Below are 16,480 nucleotides of genomic sequence, written 5' to 3'. Positions count from 1 at the left end.
GTCCAGAAGAAATTGTTGGCGCACTGCACGCGGTCGAACGTGCCTTGCAGGACGCCCGCCTTGACGATCTTCTCGGTGCTGCCGACGGTGTAGCCGGCCGCCTCCGGCAGCAACAGCAGATTGCCCTTCAGGCTGGCCTGGCCGGTGACGGCGAGGCCTTTGCCCAGTTCGATGGCCGTGGTGCCGGTCGCGTTGACCAGGCTGTAGTTGCCGTTGACGACACCGCCGCGCGATTCGAAGGTGGCCGAATTGGCCACCAGAAGATCCGAACGCAGGCTGCCGGTGAGCGACAGCACGCCATCCTGAATCGTGGTGCCGCCGCTATAGGTATTGGCGCCGCTCAGGGTGAGCTTGCCTGCGCCGCTCTTGGTCAGGCTGCCCGCGCCGGAGATGTCGTTGCTGAAGGTGCTGTCGTAGCCAGCGGTCACATTGGCCGCCCAGTTGCTTGCGAACTGGCCCGGGCCCTTGATCGCCTTGGCCGCATTGACCAGGCCCCAGCCGTACAGCGCGTCCACGCCCGGGTCGCCCAGGTCGGTGGCGGTGGTCAGCAGGGTTTGCTGCAGGTTGGAAGCGCTCATCCACGGATACACGCCCAGCACCTGCGCAGCGACACCGCTGACGGCGGCGGTGGAGAACGAGGTGCCGGCAATCTGGCCCTGCAGTTCGGTGCCGGCCAGGGCCGGGGCGGTATAGCTGCCCGGCGCGACCAGGCACCACTGCGCAGCGGCGCCGCAATGATTGGAATAGCTGGTCAGGCCGGCGGCATTGCCGGCGCTATCGATATTGATCGCACCGACGGCCAGCCAGTTGTTGCGCACGCTGGCTTCCTGCACCGGCGTTGCGGCCGGGTAGGAGGCTTCTGCCGCCCCTTCGTTGCCAGTGGAGGCCACGATCAGCGCATCGGCCTGCACCAACGGGGTCAGTGCGTACTTCCAGGCCAGCGCAGCGTTGGCACTGGCGGCGGCATCGGGGTAGGAGGCACCGATGGAAAGGTTGGCGATCCGCACGCCGGCCGCGGCCAGGTCCACCGCCGCGCGACGGGTCTGCTGCGTGCCGCAGGAATTTTCGGCGCAGATGCGCGCGTAGAACAGGTCCGCATCCGGCGCGACGCCACCGGCAAAGCCGTCCTGCGCGGAGCCCAGCACCAGCGCAGACACAATCGTGCCATGGCCGCGCAGGGCATTGGCCGACGATTCGGGCGTGCCCGGGCTGGCGGTGTAATCGTTGAAGCTGTCGACCTTGCCGCTGATCGGCGCGTAGCTCGGCACCAGGTTGTCGTCGAGCACCGCCAGCTTCACGCCCTGGCCACGCGCGCCAGCCTGCTGCGCCAGATCCGCATTGGTCGGCACCAGCAGATTGCTGCCCACGCCCTGGTAGCGTGGCGGGGCCGGCGTCGGTGCGGGTGCGGGTGCGGGTGCGGGCAGCGGATCCGCTGCCGGCGGCGGGGTCGTCGGTGTCGGTGCGATCACGGTGGTCTGCGGCGCGTCGCTACGGACGTTGCCGCCACCGCCGCCGCCGCCGCAGGCGGTCAGGATGAGGCAGGAGGCGATGGTGGTTGCGAGTAGCGAGCGATTCATTGGTTTGTCGATTCCAGTTTATTGAGTGCGCCGCTACTGCTGGTGATTCAAATTTGGCGCAGAAGGTCCCCGCGCCGGCGATCGCCAGCGAAGGCATTAATTTCACGCGTTATTCATTCTCAACCGCTGCGCCTTTCGTTCCTACGGAATGCGCTCGCAGAGCATCGGATATTGCGTTCGGCATTAGCCGAGTGCTTGCGGATTGTTTAACGGCGCTGTCCACGTTCTCTAAAATGTGAATGGACAGTTGCTATTCAGAGAACATTCGCGCACATCGGCTTTGCCGATTTAATCCATAGCCAAAACGAATTAGGAGCGCACTGGCGGGTCAGTCCGCAGATCAGTGTGGGAGCGTACTCAACAATAAGGCATCACAAATCTCGGGGGGCGGCTATCCTAAATGCGACTGCGGTCTTCGTGAATCAGGGAATGGCATCAGCGTTGTCAGTGAAATCACTACGCTGGTAGCGAATTCAAGCGCAGGTTAGCGGATCTAACGGACTCTAGCGCTGCGCCTTTGCGGCGGGATTGCTGGCCGCAAAATTATACTAATTTGCTCATTTCCATTTTTGTTTAATTCAATATATTTCTGGGAATATACCAAGCGAGGTCAGGTGCAGACGCCCATTGTGCGTAATCCGGTGCGTTAGGCGGGTCAAATTCACCAGTTCGCCACTCTGCTTAAAGATCGGGCAGGAATTTCAAATAAAGCGAGCAGCTGTAGGTCGTTGATATTTCAGACGGAGACGCAGCTGAATGGCGCGTATTTTTTCCCACGTGTGGATTTAAATTCCGACACGCGCAGGTCCATTCCCCGACGGCAGACGGATCAAACGCCAGCGATGGCGCTTGCCGTTATGGGCTGGGAGCGCATCGCCTGCCGCTGCGCGGCTGCGTCCGGTGTCGCCGTTCGGCGCACGCTGGCGGCCGAGTGTTGCCTCGCCCCATCGCGGTTCTACATCACGCAATGCCGATCGCCGCAGCGCTACCTGTGCCGGCGCCAGGTTGCGACACTCGCTGCAGCGCGGGTTGCGGTCGTGTAAACGGTTCAAAGTGTGCTGCTGCCACCCGGGCCGATCGTCGTTATGCTCGATGCGGATGAGCACCACATCGCCCGAGGATCTGCTGACGATGGAAGGCACGCTGCATGGCATTGCCTATGCCGTGGTGGCCCGTCAGCTCGAGCGCCAGCGCGTGGTCCTGGATACCTTGCAGGTAGGCGGGCAGTCGGTGCCGTTGCTGGGCTCGCCCACCTTCGGTTCGCTGCAGGCCGCCGTGGACATCGGCAGCAAACTGGCCGAGCAATACATCGGCGAATTGCTGAAGAAGCAAACGCGCCCGCGCTCGACCTCGCCCAATCACGTACAGGGTTAGCGCGCAAACGCCAGCATACGGCGACTGCGTTGGCGACCGGTTTGACCGGCGCTGCGGTGAGCAACGCATCGGCGGTCATCCACCTCGTGCAATCGCCTTCACTCGGCCCTATTCTCGGCCTCGGCATCAGCGGCAACGCGTCGCTGGCATGCCGGACAGAGATGAGGCCGCGTGACAGAGACAAGGAAAGACCCGGCATGCGCGGAGTAGGGCCCATGTTCTGGCTGATGCAGACGTTGGGCTGGTCGCTGTTCCTGGCGATTGCCTACGTGGCTCGGCCCAGCGAGGACGCGGTGCCCGATGGGCTGCAGTTGGCCGCAGTGGCTGGCTTTAGCGTGGGCGGGTTGTTGGGCAGCCTGCTGCTGCGCCGGCTCTATCGAACGCTGCAAGCCGATGGCTATGGCCAAGTGCGTTGGCTGGGCCTGTTGCTGGTTGCCAGCCTGCTGGCGGCGCTGGGCGTGGATGTGTCGGTCCACAGCGTGCTGCTGGGCTTGCGCGGATTCTCGCCGGGGTTGATGGCGCTGTCCGAGTCGCAGCCGATGATCTCGGGCACGGCCTTGCTATGGCCGGCCTACATCGCCTGGAGCCTGCTGTACCTGTCGATCAGCAGACAGACGCGGCTAGCCGAAGCGACCCGCCACCAGAACGATCTGCGGCTGGCGCTCAAGGAGGCGCAGTTGCAACGTCTGCTCGGCCATATCAGCCCGCATTTCACCTTCAACACGCTCAACAATATTCGAGCGCTCATCCTCATCGATCCAGAGCTGGCACGCGAACAGATCACCCGCTTTGCCGGCACGCTGCGCTACCAGTTCACCGGCGGCGAAGAAGCCCTGGTGAGCGTGGACGAAGAAATGCGGGTCGTGCGCGACTACCTGGGCTTGGTCGGCATGCAACTCGGCAAGCGCCTGCGCTATGCCGAACAAGTGGACGCAGCCGCATTGCTGCGACGGGTGCCACGATTCTGTGTGCAACTGCTGGTGGAAAACGCGATCAAGCACGGCCTGGGACTCAGCAGCAGCGTTGGCGACCTGCAGGTAGGCATTGCGGTGCAAGATGATGCGCTGCATCTCCGTGTGCGTAACAGCGGGCGATTGCAAGCCGGCGGCAGCGGAGGCACGGGTCTGGCGAATCTGCGGCAACGCCTGCGGCTCTCGTTCGGATCACGTGCCGGTCTGGAATTACATGAAGAAGGCACGTGGGTGGTGGCACATGTATGGATTGGAGAAGGCGCGTGATTGAAGCGGTGATCGTGGAAGATTCTGAGCTGGCCCGCTTCGAATTGGAGCACCAGCTCAAGGGCTACCCGCAGCTGCGTGTGCTGGGCCACGCCGATGATGTGGACAGTGCGGTGCAGTTGATCGAATCGGCTACGCCGGAGGTGGTCTTTCTGGATATCGACCTTCCCGGCGGCAACGCGTTCGATGTGCTGGAGCGCCTGAGCCGGGTACCGCGCATCATCTTCACCACCGCCTTCGACGCGCATGCGCTCAAGGCGTTCGGTTACAACACGGTGGACTACCTGCTCAAGCCAATCGAACCGCAGCGGCTTGCCCAGGCGATCGAGAAACTAGGCGACGCGGTTGCCGCCCCCCCGGTGCGGCGCGCGATGGACAGCGCCATCTTCATCAAGGACGGCGAGCACTGCTTCCTGGTCAAGCCGCGTGATGTGCGGTTGATCGAGGCGGTCGGCAACTACAGCCGGGTGTACTTCCAGAACCATGCGCCATTGCTGTACCGGCCGCTCGGCGCGATTGAAACGCAACTGGCGCCGGACAAATTCTTCCGCGCCAGCCGCAAGTACATCGTCAATCTCGACTTCGTGGAGCAGGTCGCACCGTGGAGCAACGGTGGCCTGATGCTGACCCTGCGCGGTGGGCTGGAAGTGGACGTGTCCCGCCGCCAGAGCGTGCGCTTCAGAGAGCTGCTTAGCCTTTAGCGTCCAGCCGCTTCTCAGTGGCTGGCAAACGTAACTGCCAGTGCCCAGCTAAGGGTGGATGGCGCACAGGAACCACCGAGCATACGTGTGGCATATGCGGACTCCGGGCACCGGTTACGCCGGAGGACAGCTGTGCACTGGTTTGTCAGTTGCCCTTGTTCGATTCGCGGGTGCCGCTGCTGTCACCCATCAAGCGATCGTGCATTGTCATGACTGCCTTGCCATCGCCGCCGTTCTTGAAGCTCAACGCATCCAGGCTCTCGCCCAGGTAGTAACGGCCGTCGGCATGCGGCAGCACTGCAACCGGGTCTTCTCCCTCGCGCTGCAGTTGCAGTGCGCCGTCCACTTCTGCAAGCACGCGTACATCGTCTGCAGCAAAGTGGTAACGGCCCAGCCATGCGCGGTCCTGGCTGCGCAGTGCAACCGTCGCCGCATAGGCATGCCCGGCGGCGATGGCGGCCAGACGCACGCTCAGGTTGGTCGGATCCAGGAACTCGGCATTGGTCAACACGGTCACGAAGACGTCCGGCTGTCTCACGCGCACCACATAGCTGTTGAAGCCGTTGATGAAGCCGCCATGCTCTACGTCGGCCATGCCGTTTACCTGGCCGATGATCCAGCCGAAGCCGTAGGGCGAGGCGCTGCCATCGGCCAACGTGGTCTTGCGCATCGCTTGCGCCAGCAGCGATGCCGACACCGGCAAGCCGTCGCGCAATGCGCGGTGCCAGATCGCCAGATCGTCCACCGTGCTGATCAGACCGCCCGCGCCTTGCGGCTGCGACATGCTGATGAAGTCCGCGTTCTGCAATTGGCCCTGGGCGCGGCGATAGCCATGCGCCCGTTTGGCGATCACGGTGAGATGGTTATCGTAGCGGGTATGCAGCATGCCCAACGGCTGGAAGACCGACTGCTGCATGTAGACGGGGTAGGGCTGAGCGGTGATGCGTTCGATCAGATAGGTCAGCACGATGTAGTTGGAGTTGCTGTAACGAAAGCGCGTGCCCGCAGCGAACTCCAGCGGCAGGTCCTTGAAGTAGTTCATCAGGCTCCGCGCATCGGTGTCCTCCCGCCGCGCCGCGCGCGAGGCGGCGATGCTGCTGACATTCTTGATGCCGGAGGTATGCGTGAGCAGCTGTTGCACGGTGACCTTGGCGAGCGGGCCGCTCAGCGCCGGGTCCAGCGACTCCAAGCAGGCATCCAGTTGCAACCTGCCCGCCTGCACCAGCTGCAGGACCGCCAAGGCGGTGAACTGCTTGCTGACCGAGGCCAGTCGCAATGCCGCGTCCGGTTGCATGGCCACGCCATTTTCGATGTCCGCCATGCCGTAGGCCTGGCGCAGCAGTACCTGATCAGCGCGCGTCACCAGCACTACGCCGCCGGGCTGGCTGTCCTTGAAAAACGCCGCGGCCTCGCGCGCCAATTCGACCGTGGCTGATGCCGGCGGTGTGGTCTCCGTTGCGCGGACCGTGCCAGCCATGCTCAGCGCGGTGGCCAGCAGAATCATCGCAATTGTCTTCATAAAGCTGCTCCTTCAGTGGATGGAGCGCAGCTTGGGAGCGGAGCCACGCAGCGCCCAGCGATGCATGACGTGCGGTCGGGACGGGCATCGAACGGTCGTTGGAGCGGATGAGCGGGCGCCGTGAGCGGAGGTCTGCGCTGCACGTGGCCGGGCATCGCGTGTTGTCAGGGTGTGGGCGCTGCAGACGCTTGCGGTGCACTTCCACAGGCAGCCCGCTGCCGGCCAGCATGCTGCCCAGGGATCGAGCGCGACAATAGATGCAGCCCCTGCGTTCGTTCGAAAGGCACAAGCCGGCGCCAGCCAACGTCATCTGCAAGGCGCGAATCGCGCAAATATCACGCCGCTCATCACATGCAAGCTGTCAGCATCGGAGCACGTTTCGCCATTGCCCCAATGAGTCCGCTATGAATTCAACGACCGTTCCGGCCCGCCCATGGGCCGTCCACCCGTTCCACGCAGCCGTGCTCGGCGGTATATGGCCGCTGTTTCTCGGCGCGTTGCTGAGCGATTACGCCTACTGGAGCAGCTATCAGATCCAGTGGAGCAACTTCGCGTCCTGGCTGTTGGTCGGCGCGATGGTATTGACCACGATCGCGCTGGTGTGCGCCATCGTCGCGCTTGTGCGCGGAAGCCGTAACCTGATCTACATCATTGCGCTCATCGCTGCGTGGATCGTGGGATTTTTCGACGCCTTGCATCATGCCCGCGACGCATGGGCCGTTATGCCGGCAGCCCTTGCGCTGTCCGCGATTGCGACGTTGTTCGCGTTGGTTGCGACCTGGGCAGGATTGTCCGGTCTGCGTGTAGGAGGTGCACGATGAAGCGTCAGGCCACCAGCCTCATCACCGTCTCCATTCTTGCTGCAGCGCTGGCCGCGTGCGGCAAGGCACCGGAGGTCAGTCAGCGCGGCGCAACGCCGGAACTACCGGAGCCGGATCGCGGTCTGCTGCCCGACATGAAGATTGCCGAGCCAACCGCCTGGAATGAGCGCAAGCCCACGGTGCCGGCAGGCTATCGCATCGCCGCGATCGCCAAGGATCTGGGCATTCCGCGCCAGACACTGGTGTTGCCCAACGGCGACATTCTGGTGGCAGAAGGCCGTGGCGGCGGCGCGCCGAACCTCAAGCCAAAGGATGTCATTGCCGGAGCGATCAAGGCCAAGGGTACCTCCAAGGCCAAGAGCGGCAATCGCTTGACATTGCTGCGCGATGCAGATGGCGATGGCACCTACGAATCGAAAACGGTGTTCGCCGACAAGCTCAACGCGCCCTATGGGTTGGCGCTGATTGGCAACGCGCTGTACGTGGCGAACCAGGATGCGTTGGTGCGCTTCGACTATCGCGAGGGCCAGACCCAGGCGAGTGGGGCGCCCACCAAAGTGACCGACCTGCCGTCGGCCATCAATCACCATTGGACCAAGGCGCTCACTGCCAGCGCCGACGGCCGCTATCTGTATGTGGCCATCGGCTCCAACAGCAACATCACCGAACGCGGCATGGCGGTCGAGCTCGATCGCGCGCAGATCTGGCAGGTAGATGCCGCGACCGGCGCGCACAAGCCGTACGCGACCGGTATCCGCAATCCCACGGCGCTGGCCATCCAGCCCGGTAGCGGTGCGTTGTGGGCAGTGGTCAACGAGCGCGATGAAATCGGCCCCAATCTGGTGCCGGACTACCTCACCTCGGTGCGCGAAGGCGGTTTCTACGGTTGGCCCTACAGCTATTGGGGCAAGAACGTGGACACGCGCGTCATGCCGCAAGATCCGCAGAAGGTGGCATCGCCGATCGTGCCTGACTATGCCCTGGGCTCGCATGTCGCCGCACTTGGCGTTGCGTTTTCCTCCAGCGCGATGGGCGCCAAGTTCGCCGATGGTGTCTTCGTCGGCGAGCACGGCAGCTGGAACCGCGATCCGCCGGTTGGCTACAAGGTCGTGTTCGTGCCGTTCCGCGACGGTCGCCCGGCAGGCGACCCGATCGACTTCGTTTCCGGCTTCCATGGCGAAGATGGCAAGACCCGCGGCCGGCCGGTCGGTGTCACGGTCGATCCGCGTGGTGCGTTGATCGTTGCCGATGATCTGGCCAACATCGTCTGGCGCATCACACCAGACACTGCGGCCGCTGCGCCGCAGTAGGCGGGACCAGCCGTGCAGGGACGATCCCGGTGTGCACGCTCCGGGATCGTCGCTGCAGTCGGTAACCTTGGTTGCTGCTTCCAACAGGGCACGATGTCGATTGCATGCATCGTCATACCTTGAGGTACTAGGCGTTCGCGCAGGCATCGATGGCCTGTAAGCAACGCATCCTCGGTGCTTCGTCGTTGACGTCATCGGCACTTTGCTAGCATCGCAACATCATCGATGCAGAGCACATCATCATGCTGCCGACGACATTCCCGACGCCGGATTTGTTCTTGCCGGGCCACGGCGAACCTGTATTGCGCTGGGGTGTGCTGGGGCCTGGCAAGATCGCATCCGCATTCGTCGATGCCTTGCGTCGCAATACCCGCCAATGTCCATTCGCGGTGGCCTCGCGCAGCCGCGAACGTGCGCAGACGTTCGCCGACACCTGGGCGATGGAACACGCTTACGACAGCTACGAGGCGCTCGTCCGCCACCCGGACGTCGACATCGTCTACATTGCGACCCCACACAGCGAACACCTGGAACATGGCCTGCTCGCACTTCGCGCTGGCAAGCATGTCCTGATCGAAAAACCCATGACCACCTGCGCGCAGGATGCCCGCATCCTGGTGCAGGAAGCGCGCGCGCGCGGACTGTTCCTGATGGAGGCCATGTGGAGCCGTTATCTTCCACACACCTCGGTAGTGCGCAAGCTGCTGGCCGATGGAGCGTTGGGCGAAGTCCGGCACGTGTTCGCAGACCTGAGTCAATCGGGGCCTCGCGATCCATTGCATCGGCAACGCAACGCAGCACTGGGTGGCGGTGCGTTACTCGACCTGGGCGTCTACACCGTGCAGTTTTCCTCAATGGTGTTGGGCGCGCCCAGCGCAATCACGGCCGTGGGCGCGCTCACCGAAACCGGTGTCGATGCCTATTCGACCGTGGTGCTGTCGCATGGCGGGCACGCGCAATCCACCCTGATCAGTTCCATCGTGGCCCGTAGCAGCTCCACCGCCTATGTCACCGGTAGCGCTGGCCGTATCGATCTGGCAGGCGATTTCCATAACCCGACCACGCTACGTCTGGTCGGCAACGACTACGCCACCGAGCCACTGCTCTGGACCGACCCCACCGGCGTTAGTGGTTATCGCGCGCTCTCCTGGCAAGCCACTGCGGCTGCTCGCTATATCGGCCAGGGGCTAATGGAATCGCCGCTGCACCCGCTCGACGAGATCGTACGGATCATGACGACATTGGACGTGGCGCGGTCGCAGCTAAGGATGGTGTAGGGCCGTAACCCGCTGTGCCGACGCATGGGGTAGGGCGGCCATCTATCCAGGAAGCCGCTGCCCTTCGGAGACAGGATTGAAGCGAGCATCTCCGACCAAATGCGTAATGCTCTGCACGCATGCATCGGCTGTTTCTTCCAAGAAAATTGTAGAACGGCCTGTGATTATTCTCGTGCGACAAGCATGAATCTTTCGTCCGAGAGAGCGTCTCGCGCATGTCCCGTATGTCAAGATCATGAAAAAGGCGCCCCCACCAAAACAGGGGCGCCAGTCCAGTTGCACGTTCCAGTGAGCCAGCGTTACGGGGCAAGCAAATGGAGCCGAAGTTATTGCGGTAGATCGCACTTGAGTTTGCCGTCGACGTAATACGGCTTGGGAACATCCGGATTCTTGCTGGTCTTCTCGAACACCACTTCGAATGAGCCCAGATGCGGCGTGCCGTTACGCGATGTGCAGGCCTCCTGCAATTTCTTCTTCACCGCCGCGATGCCCGCATCGCGATTGGCGCCTTCGGCGCTGTTGGTCAGGTTGGCAACCTCGGCGTAGGCGATCGAGCTTGACGCCATCAGGCAACCAGCCAGGATCATCGTCTGTCGCTGTTTCATACAATCTCCTTTGTCGTGCCGCTCATGCGCTGCAGCTACCCCGCAGCGCCGACAGCATAGGTGGTTCGCGTTAAGCGCTCGTGGGCACCGGAATCCGGCGCTTTCAGGCCGGGCAGCATCTGCAAAGGCAGCCAGTCATCAGGCAACCGCAAGGGTCGCCCATGCAACCACGGCATAACGCGTGGTCTTGGCAACGACCAGCAACGGCACCACCGCACGCAGCGGCTCGCGCATGACCCCGGCGGCCAGCGTGAGCGGGTCGCCGATGACCGGCATCCAGCTCAGTAGCAGCGACCACTTGCCATACCTGCGGTACCAGGCTTGCGCACGCAGCAAGGCGTTGGGCTTGATGGGGAACCACCGGCGCCCCTGGAAACGCACCGCCTCCCGCCCGATCCACCAATTGATCAACGACCCCAGGACGTTGCCGAGGCTTGCAACCACCACCAGGCCAACCGCGGAACCGCCGTCCAGCAGCAATGCCACCAGCACGGCCTCCGATTGCGCCGGCAGCAGGGTAGCGGCAATCAGCGACACGACAAAGAGCGAGAATTAGGTCAAGGGCAGCCTTGGGAAAAAGTCGGTGACAGCAGCATGATACGAATCAAGCCCAATCTTGATTGATCGCGTGTTTGTGAGCGGCCAAGGCAGGTCGACAACGCGCTGAGATGGCCGTGTGTTACCTGTTTCGACAGGGTGCCACGGCGCCTCTGCACGCGATCTTCAAAGACGCCATCCCGATGCCATCACCGATCAGGCAGCAGGCGCACCGCGGCTGTTTGCTGAGGCCGATGTGCCCTGGTCAGGCCATCCGCAGCGATCTACTCATAGCGCGGCAGCACGATCGATCTGGAATCCCGCGCGAATCGGTCGTTGATGAATTTCTTGAAGACCGGACTGCCAGCAATATGCATGGCACCGCGCAGCACCGCCAGCCCAACGCGTGTGTGCGGCCACAGCAGGCGTGGAAGCAGCTTGGGAATGTTCTGTCCCTCTTCGACGAACGGTCGCATGATCTGCTCGTAGCGGGCAAATGCGGCTGACGGCGTATCCGCTTTGGAAAGCTCTCCGGCAAGAACATAGCCACCCACGAGCGCAAGCGTCGTGCCGATGCCCGAGAGGGCGGTGGGGCACCAAGCCGCGTCGCCGGTCAGCACCACTCGTCCGTTTGACCAGCGTGGCATCCGTACCTGACGCAGCACATCGAAGTAGAAATCGTCCACCTTTTCCATCGCTTGGATGATGCGTGGGAACTCCCAGCCGAGCCCGGAAAACTGCGCATGGATGAAGGCGCGCTGTTCCGCCGCGCTCCAGGTATGTTCGCTCTCTGGCCGTTTCTGGATTCCAATGTGGACGCCCAACATTCCATCATGCGCCGGCTTCACCACTGCGCCTCGTCCACCTGGCGCGTTGTATTGCCGCGCGTAGGCGCTATCGTGGTCGCGTTGCGGGATGCTGAAATAGGCGATGGTCAGGTTCATCCAGCGCGGTCTGTTTTGACCCGGAAAGACCAATTCGAGGGCGGTTTCGCCGAGTCCGTCGATCCGTTCACCCCGGATCGCGATGGAACCTTCCGAAGGCCTGTCCAGGCCGGCGATCAGGTTGAGGAGGGTGGTCTTGCCGGAACCGGAAGGACCCATCAACGCGACGAAGTCGCCCTCGGTGATGTCGAGATCGACATGGTGGAGCACCTCGACCGACTGCTGACCACGTTGGTAAGTCTTCGAAACACCGCGAATCTCTATCAGGCTGGCCATCAACGTACCTTCATCGTCACGTCATTACTCCTGGACCCGCACCGACGCGCCATCGTGCAATGCGTCGGGCGGGGATATCACCAACCGGTCGCCGGTGGCGACACCGCTGGGAATCAGGCGCATGTCGTTGCCCTGTTTGGCGCCCGCTGTCACGCGCTGGGCACGCACCTTGCCGTCGTCGACGACGACGAAAACGGTATCGGCACCATCCCGCTTGACGATCGCCTGCGACGGCACCAGCACGCCTTTGGCCGATTCGATCTTGGCATCCGGGCGCGCGTCGAGGAAGGAAACGCGCACGCCCATGTCGGGCACGATCCGGGCATCCTTGCTTTCGAGTGCGACACGCACCTTCACCGTGGCCTTGCCCCGATCCGCCGCCGGCACGATGGCGATCACGTGGGCGGGAATGCGCCAGTCGGGATAGGCGTCCAGAACGGCTTCCGACGCCATGTCCGGCGTAACTCGACCGATGTAGGCTTCGTTGACGTCGACGTCGACCTCGAGCGAGCTCATGTCGACGATTGTGCCGATGCCCGTACGGGTGAATCCGCCACCGGCGGAGAAAGGCGAAACGATTTCCCCGACCTGCGCGTCCTTCGTGGTAATGACCCCGTCGAACGGGGCGCGTACCACGCAGTAATTGTAGTTGACCCGCGCCTCGGCCACTTGGGCATCGGCTGCCACGGCCTGCTTCTGCTGCGACGTCAGCTGGGCCTGCGTGCTGTGCGCCTGCGTGCGCGCCTGTTCCGCCGTCTGCCCGCTGACCATTCCACGGGCCGTCAGTTGTTCATTGCGATCAGCGTCGCGGAGGTCCTGCGCCAGTTGCGCCTCGTATTGCCTGACTTGCGCATGGGCTGCCTGCGCCTGTGCCACGGCCGTATCGAGCGCGGCCTTGTACTGGCTGTCGTCGAGTCGCGCTAGCACCTGGTTCTGCGTGACGCGGTCGCCTTCCTCGATGAGTACCGCGGTGAGGGTGCCGGTGATTTGTGCCGATACCGTGGCCTGCCGACGCGCGGTGATGTAACCGGTGGCCTGGAGAACCGCGCCGGCGCCGGCGCTGCTGGCGGCGGTCGCCGCGGTCGTGGTCTTGACGCTTATCGCCCGGCCGAAGAAGAACCAGACGGCGACCGCGGCGATGACGAGGGTGACGATGAGGACGAGTATCCACGGCCACCATGGACGGCCGGACGAGCGGTTTTCCTGGCCACGATCGATTCGCAAGCCTTCCAGCAGCTCGGCGTTGCTCATGTTTCCCCGGCGCATTGACTTTTTCGACTTATAGCACACAAGGCTTTGCCGATGTGCGCCACGCACGCGGCGTACTCGCTTGTTGCCTCCAATGCTTTCACCTATGCTTCGGCCCATTGCCGTGCCGATAACAAGGCACGCCCGCATTCCGTTCAACCAATGGAAGGAGCTTCGACGATGTGGGATTCTGAAGACACCCGCTTCGAAGTCGTGATGAACGCGGAAGAGCAATATTCAATCTGGCCCGCGACCATGGATGTGCCCTCGGGATGGAGCACGGTGGGGAAGGCCGGCACCAAGCAGGAATGCCTCGCATACATCGAGGAAGTGTGGACGGACATGCGCCCGTTGAGCCTGCGTCGACACGTGGACGGCACGACCGGCGTCTGACGCGAAGTGTGGCCCGGACTCTCCCCAATCGACACGAAACGGTGGCTGCTGTCCACTCGCACGGACGACGCCGCGCACCGGCTTTACTGCTTCAGCTATGCCGGAGGCAATGCGCAGGCGTTCCAGGGATGGCAGACAGCTTTCCCTGTGGACATCGAGATCTGCGCCGTGCAATTGCCCGGCAGGGGGCCTCGATTCGACGAACCCGCCCACACGTCGATGGCCACGCTGGTGGCGATTCTCGCCGAAGTGATCGATGCCGATGCGCCCCGGCATTTCTCGTTCTTCGGCCATAGCATGGGCGGACTCATGGCGTTCGAGTTGGCGCGCCATCTGCAACGCCATGCCCGCCCCATGCCCGACAGCCTGATCCTCTCCGGCTGCGAAGCACCCCGCGACCGTGCGCCACCGCGCGGACTCAGCCGGATGGACGACGACAGCCTGATCGCCGCGCTTGCGGAGTTCAACGGCGCGCCAGCGGAAGTACTCGCCCATCGTGAACTGATGGCGCTGTTGCTGCCCATGACGCGAGCCGACCTCGCCATCGTGGAGGATTACGCATACATGCCTGGTCCGCCGCTCGATCTTCCCATCGACGTACTCGCCGGCGCGGCCGACCCCCATGTGGACGGCGGAACACTGGCACACTGGGCCGCCGAGACGAGCGGTCCATGCCATGTGCACTGGTTTCCCGGCGATCATTTTTTTATTCATGCCCAACGCGACGAAGTGTTGCGGCATGTTCGCCAGCGTCTGATGGATCGGTTGTCGACCGCCGGGGGCGGGGGACGGGCGCAAAGGACGCGTTAGCCGACAGGCCTCGTGCGACGAAGCGACTCATTGCGGTCTGACGCTGCCGCGATCCTCCCAATTGGGGACAGTGCGCACGCTGACGCCCAGCCGCCGGGCACGGATCGGAGGCCGTCCATCCCGTCATAACCACCGGCTAGCAAGATGGGCGCAGGTGCGGACCGAGCTGGCCAGTGGAATACCTCATAGCCCAGACCCGTGACAGGCAGCGGCAAGCGAGGACGTCAAACGCTAGGGCACCTTGAACTATTTGCCACCAAGCACAAGCTATCGAGCAAGGCCAAGCGCGGCATCATGCTCGCCATCGTGGCTGCGTGCTTGGTCGGCTATGCGGTCTGGAATGGTAAGAATTTGATGGGTGGCGGTGACAAGGAGCAAGCCGGCACGCCGGGCACGGGCGCGTCAGCGACCGGGTCTGGCGTGCTGGGTGGCGACAATAACGGCCAAGTCAAATATGCCAGTAAGAGCGATTACGCCGCCAAGCACCTACCGCGCTTCGACACAATGCCGTGGACCGCTGAGGTGTTCGATCAGCGCCCGGTTGTCTTTGATCCGCAGGTGTTCTGCATGTCCAGCATGCCGACCGCCTCAGATCCGCGCGAGGCGTCCTATACGTGCATGACAGAGCAGGGCAAAAGTTACGATCTGCCGCAGCCGATGTGCCGCATGCTTGCTCGCAATGGTGCGCCGTACAACCCGTACAAGGATGTGCGCCAGCAGCACCAGCAACAGCAGCAGGAGCAGACCGGGCAGGTGGCCCATCAGAATCAGCCGCTGCAGCTCGGCGGATCTGTGATTGCTAGAGGCACACGTGAAGTCGGCAGCTTCCCCGAGTCGGGGCCTTACGCTACTGCTACTAGCGTTCCTTCGACCACCGCTGATCTGTAGAGCATCAGCAGGGATCGTGCGGCAGCTGCACCCAGCCATTTGAGACGCGCTTGAAGCGGCGACCCTGTAAGCAGCGTTCGCCGTCATCTAATGGCCTGGGTGGTGCAGAGTCCCGCACGTCCTGCGCTTGCTTGGGTGCCGGCGCGTTCTGTGTGAGTGCGCGCCGCATCTGCTGTGTCGCCAGTTTTGATTCTCTCTCAAGCTGCGCCATCGCTTGGCGTGTTTCGTACCTGCTGTACAGCCCAATGACGATGCTATGCGCTAGTAACGCGATGAAGCCGCCTAGAGCGATCTGCCACCATAGGTCTGATGAGTCTGCTTCCCGATATCTGCGTTCCATGCCGCCCCCGATCATGTGAGCGGGCATTGTAGACCCGGGGTGTACGGGCATAGCCCCTACGGATAACGCCTCACCCGGCAATGCGCCCGAAATGTCTGTCTCGCCGTTCGCCAAGATCCACGACGACGACCTTGACCATCGACTGCTGAACCGCTTTTCGTTTGGCGTTCCGCCTGCGCACCGAATCCCTGATGTCGCTGGCATTGGCATGCCAAAGCAATCCGCGCAGCCGACGTTCTGGGATCCGCTCGCCGGTAGGCGCAACCAGATCGCGGCCAGCCAATCGCCAGCCCGCCCAAGGCCCGGTCAGTTCCACATGGTTCGTGACGACGCGCCGATGTAGATCTGCCGCGCAGCTGTTCGGGCATTGCTCGCCAACAGGCTAGCACGGCGGGCGACGGTCGAGATTGTAGGTGTCAGTCATGCTGCGATTTCCGTTTCGCTGGGGGAACGGTTCGGCAGGCAAGTCTTGATCCAAAGCCAGACCCAGCGCAGCCGAGCCGAGGCCGCTCGGATAGCAGATTTCGCATAATGTATAGAGGGTCGGTTATTACGACCGGTGAGAGCGCCATCAGCAGCGCCTCATGCGCTCCTGTGTGTACCGCCAGGACCAGCAGCGCGA

General features: G+C 63.0%; 16 protein-coding genes, 1 other RNA gene and 1 pseudogene. 9 read left to right on the top strand and 9 right to left on the bottom strand.

The annotated features are described in order from the left end of the window. On the bottom strand, positions 1-1,577 hold a 1,577-nt coding region (locus EO156_RS05975), incomplete at its 3' end, for a S8 family serine peptidase (RefSeq protein ID WP_164735853.1). A gap of 1,098 nt (positions 1,578-2,675) precedes the next feature. Here EO156_RS05975 and EO156_RS05970 point away from each other — a divergent pair. The 3 genes from EO156_RS05970 (at position 2,676) to EO156_RS05960 (ending at position 4,890) form a co-directional block, all read left to right on the top strand. Next, a complete protein-coding gene (locus EO156_RS05970; protein ID WP_005916037.1) occupies positions 2,676-2,951 on the top strand; it encodes a hypothetical protein in 276 nt (91 codons plus the stop codon). A 215-nt stretch (positions 2,952-3,166) separates the two neighbouring features. Continuing rightward, positions 3,167-4,189, top strand: a complete 1,023-nt coding sequence (locus EO156_RS05965) for a histidine kinase (RefSeq protein WP_016850828.1) — start codon at positions 3,167-3,169, stop codon at positions 4,187-4,189. Next, positions 4,186-4,890, top strand: coding sequence for a LytTR family DNA-binding domain-containing protein (locus EO156_RS05960; protein ID WP_016850829.1), 705 nt, complete (start codon positions 4,186-4,188; stop codon positions 4,888-4,890). The genes EO156_RS05965 and EO156_RS05960 overlap by 4 nt, the downstream gene beginning before the upstream one ends. Positions 4,891-4,909: 19 nt before the next feature. Here EO156_RS05960 and EO156_RS05955 read toward each other — a convergent pair. Beyond that, a non-coding RNA gene (locus EO156_RS05955) (sX9 sRNA) lies at positions 4,910-4,986 on the bottom strand. A 49-nt stretch (positions 4,987-5,035) separates the two neighbouring features. Next, on the bottom strand, positions 5,036-6,409 hold the full coding sequence (locus tag EO156_RS05950; protein ID WP_016850830.1) for a serine hydrolase domain-containing protein: 1,374 nt from the start codon (positions 6,407-6,409) through the stop codon (positions 5,036-5,038). A 404-nt stretch (positions 6,410-6,813) separates the two neighbouring features. On the opposite strand from EO156_RS05950, the gene EO156_RS05945 reads away from it, so the two are divergent. The 3 genes from EO156_RS05945 to EO156_RS05935 all read left to right on the top strand — a co-directional run bounded on the left by EO156_RS05945 (position 6,814) and on the right by EO156_RS05935 (position 9,817). Continuing rightward, complete coding sequence (locus tag EO156_RS05945; protein WP_026007176.1) at positions 6,814-7,230, top strand: hypothetical protein; 417 nt, start codon at positions 6,814-6,816, stop codon at positions 7,228-7,230. Next, positions 7,227-8,540 carry a sorbosone dehydrogenase family protein gene (locus tag EO156_RS05940; RefSeq protein ID WP_126936738.1) on the top strand — a complete coding sequence of 438 codons (1,314 nt, stop codon included), beginning with the start codon at positions 7,227-7,229 and terminating at the stop codon, positions 8,538-8,540. The genes EO156_RS05945 and EO156_RS05940 overlap by 4 nt, the downstream gene beginning before the upstream one ends. 242 nt (positions 8,541-8,782) lie before the next feature. After that, complete coding sequence (locus EO156_RS05935) at positions 8,783-9,817, top strand: Gfo/Idh/MocA family oxidoreductase (RefSeq protein ID WP_016850833.1); 1,035 nt, start codon at positions 8,783-8,785, stop codon at positions 9,815-9,817. A gap of 326 nt (positions 9,818-10,143) precedes the next feature. On the opposite strand, the gene EO156_RS05930 is transcribed toward EO156_RS05935, so the two are convergent. The 4 genes from EO156_RS05930 to EO156_RS05915 form a co-directional block, all read right to left on the bottom strand. Further along, the gene (locus EO156_RS05930; RefSeq protein ID WP_016850834.1) at positions 10,144-10,422 is read right to left on the bottom strand and encodes a hypothetical protein; all 279 of its coding nucleotides are present in this window, start codon (positions 10,420-10,422) and stop codon (positions 10,144-10,146) included. Between the two features lie 138 nt (positions 10,423-10,560). Next, on the bottom strand, positions 10,561-10,959 hold the full coding sequence (locus EO156_RS05925; RefSeq protein ID WP_016850835.1) for a YqaA family protein: 399 nt from the start codon (positions 10,957-10,959) through the stop codon (positions 10,561-10,563). A gap of 284 nt (positions 10,960-11,243) precedes the next feature. Beyond that, the gene (locus EO156_RS05920; RefSeq protein WP_016850836.1) at positions 11,244-12,179 is read right to left on the bottom strand and encodes an ATP-binding cassette domain-containing protein; all 936 of its coding nucleotides are present in this window, start codon (positions 12,177-12,179) and stop codon (positions 11,244-11,246) included. 24 nt (positions 12,180-12,203) lie between these two features. Next, on the bottom strand, positions 12,204-13,430 hold the full coding sequence (locus tag EO156_RS05915; protein WP_016850837.1) for an efflux RND transporter periplasmic adaptor subunit: 1,227 nt from the start codon (positions 13,428-13,430) through the stop codon (positions 12,204-12,206). A gap of 159 nt (positions 13,431-13,589) precedes the next feature. On the opposite strand from EO156_RS05915, the gene EO156_RS05910 reads away from it, so the two are divergent. From EO156_RS05910 to EO156_RS05900, 3 genes are all read left to right on the top strand, one after another. Then, positions 13,590-13,820: an MbtH family NRPS accessory protein gene (locus EO156_RS05910; protein ID WP_016850838.1), complete on the top strand. Its 231-nt coding sequence runs from the start codon at positions 13,590-13,592 to the stop codon at positions 13,818-13,820. A gap of 6 nt (positions 13,821-13,826) precedes the next feature. Continuing rightward, positions 13,827-14,630 (top strand): alpha/beta fold hydrolase, encoded by an 804-nt coding sequence (locus EO156_RS05905; protein WP_230577934.1) that lies wholly within the window; start codon positions 13,827-13,829, stop codon positions 14,628-14,630. A gap of 198 nt (positions 14,631-14,828) precedes the next feature. Continuing rightward, complete coding sequence (locus EO156_RS05900; RefSeq protein WP_016850840.1) at positions 14,829-15,518, top strand: hypothetical protein; 690 nt, start codon at positions 14,829-14,831, stop codon at positions 15,516-15,518. 410 nt (positions 15,519-15,928) lie between these two features. On the opposite strand, the gene EO156_RS24315 is transcribed toward EO156_RS05900, so the two are convergent. Beyond that, a complete protein-coding gene (locus EO156_RS24315; protein WP_230577933.1) occupies positions 15,929-16,174 on the bottom strand; it encodes a hypothetical protein in 246 nt (81 codons plus the stop codon). A gap of 100 nt (positions 16,175-16,274) precedes the next feature. Next, positions 16,275-16,480 (bottom strand): annotated as a pseudogene (locus tag EO156_RS05890) (hypothetical protein); the annotation flags it as partial.

Origin of the sequence: Xanthomonas sp. DAR33341, from assembly GCF_003992815.1 — a bacterium.
Lineage (GTDB): Bacteria > Pseudomonadota > Gammaproteobacteria > Xanthomonadales > Xanthomonadaceae > Xanthomonas > Xanthomonas cissicola.
The sequence above is the reverse complement of the archived record's forward strand: the minus strand, read 5'-3'. Positions and strand labels throughout refer to the sequence as shown.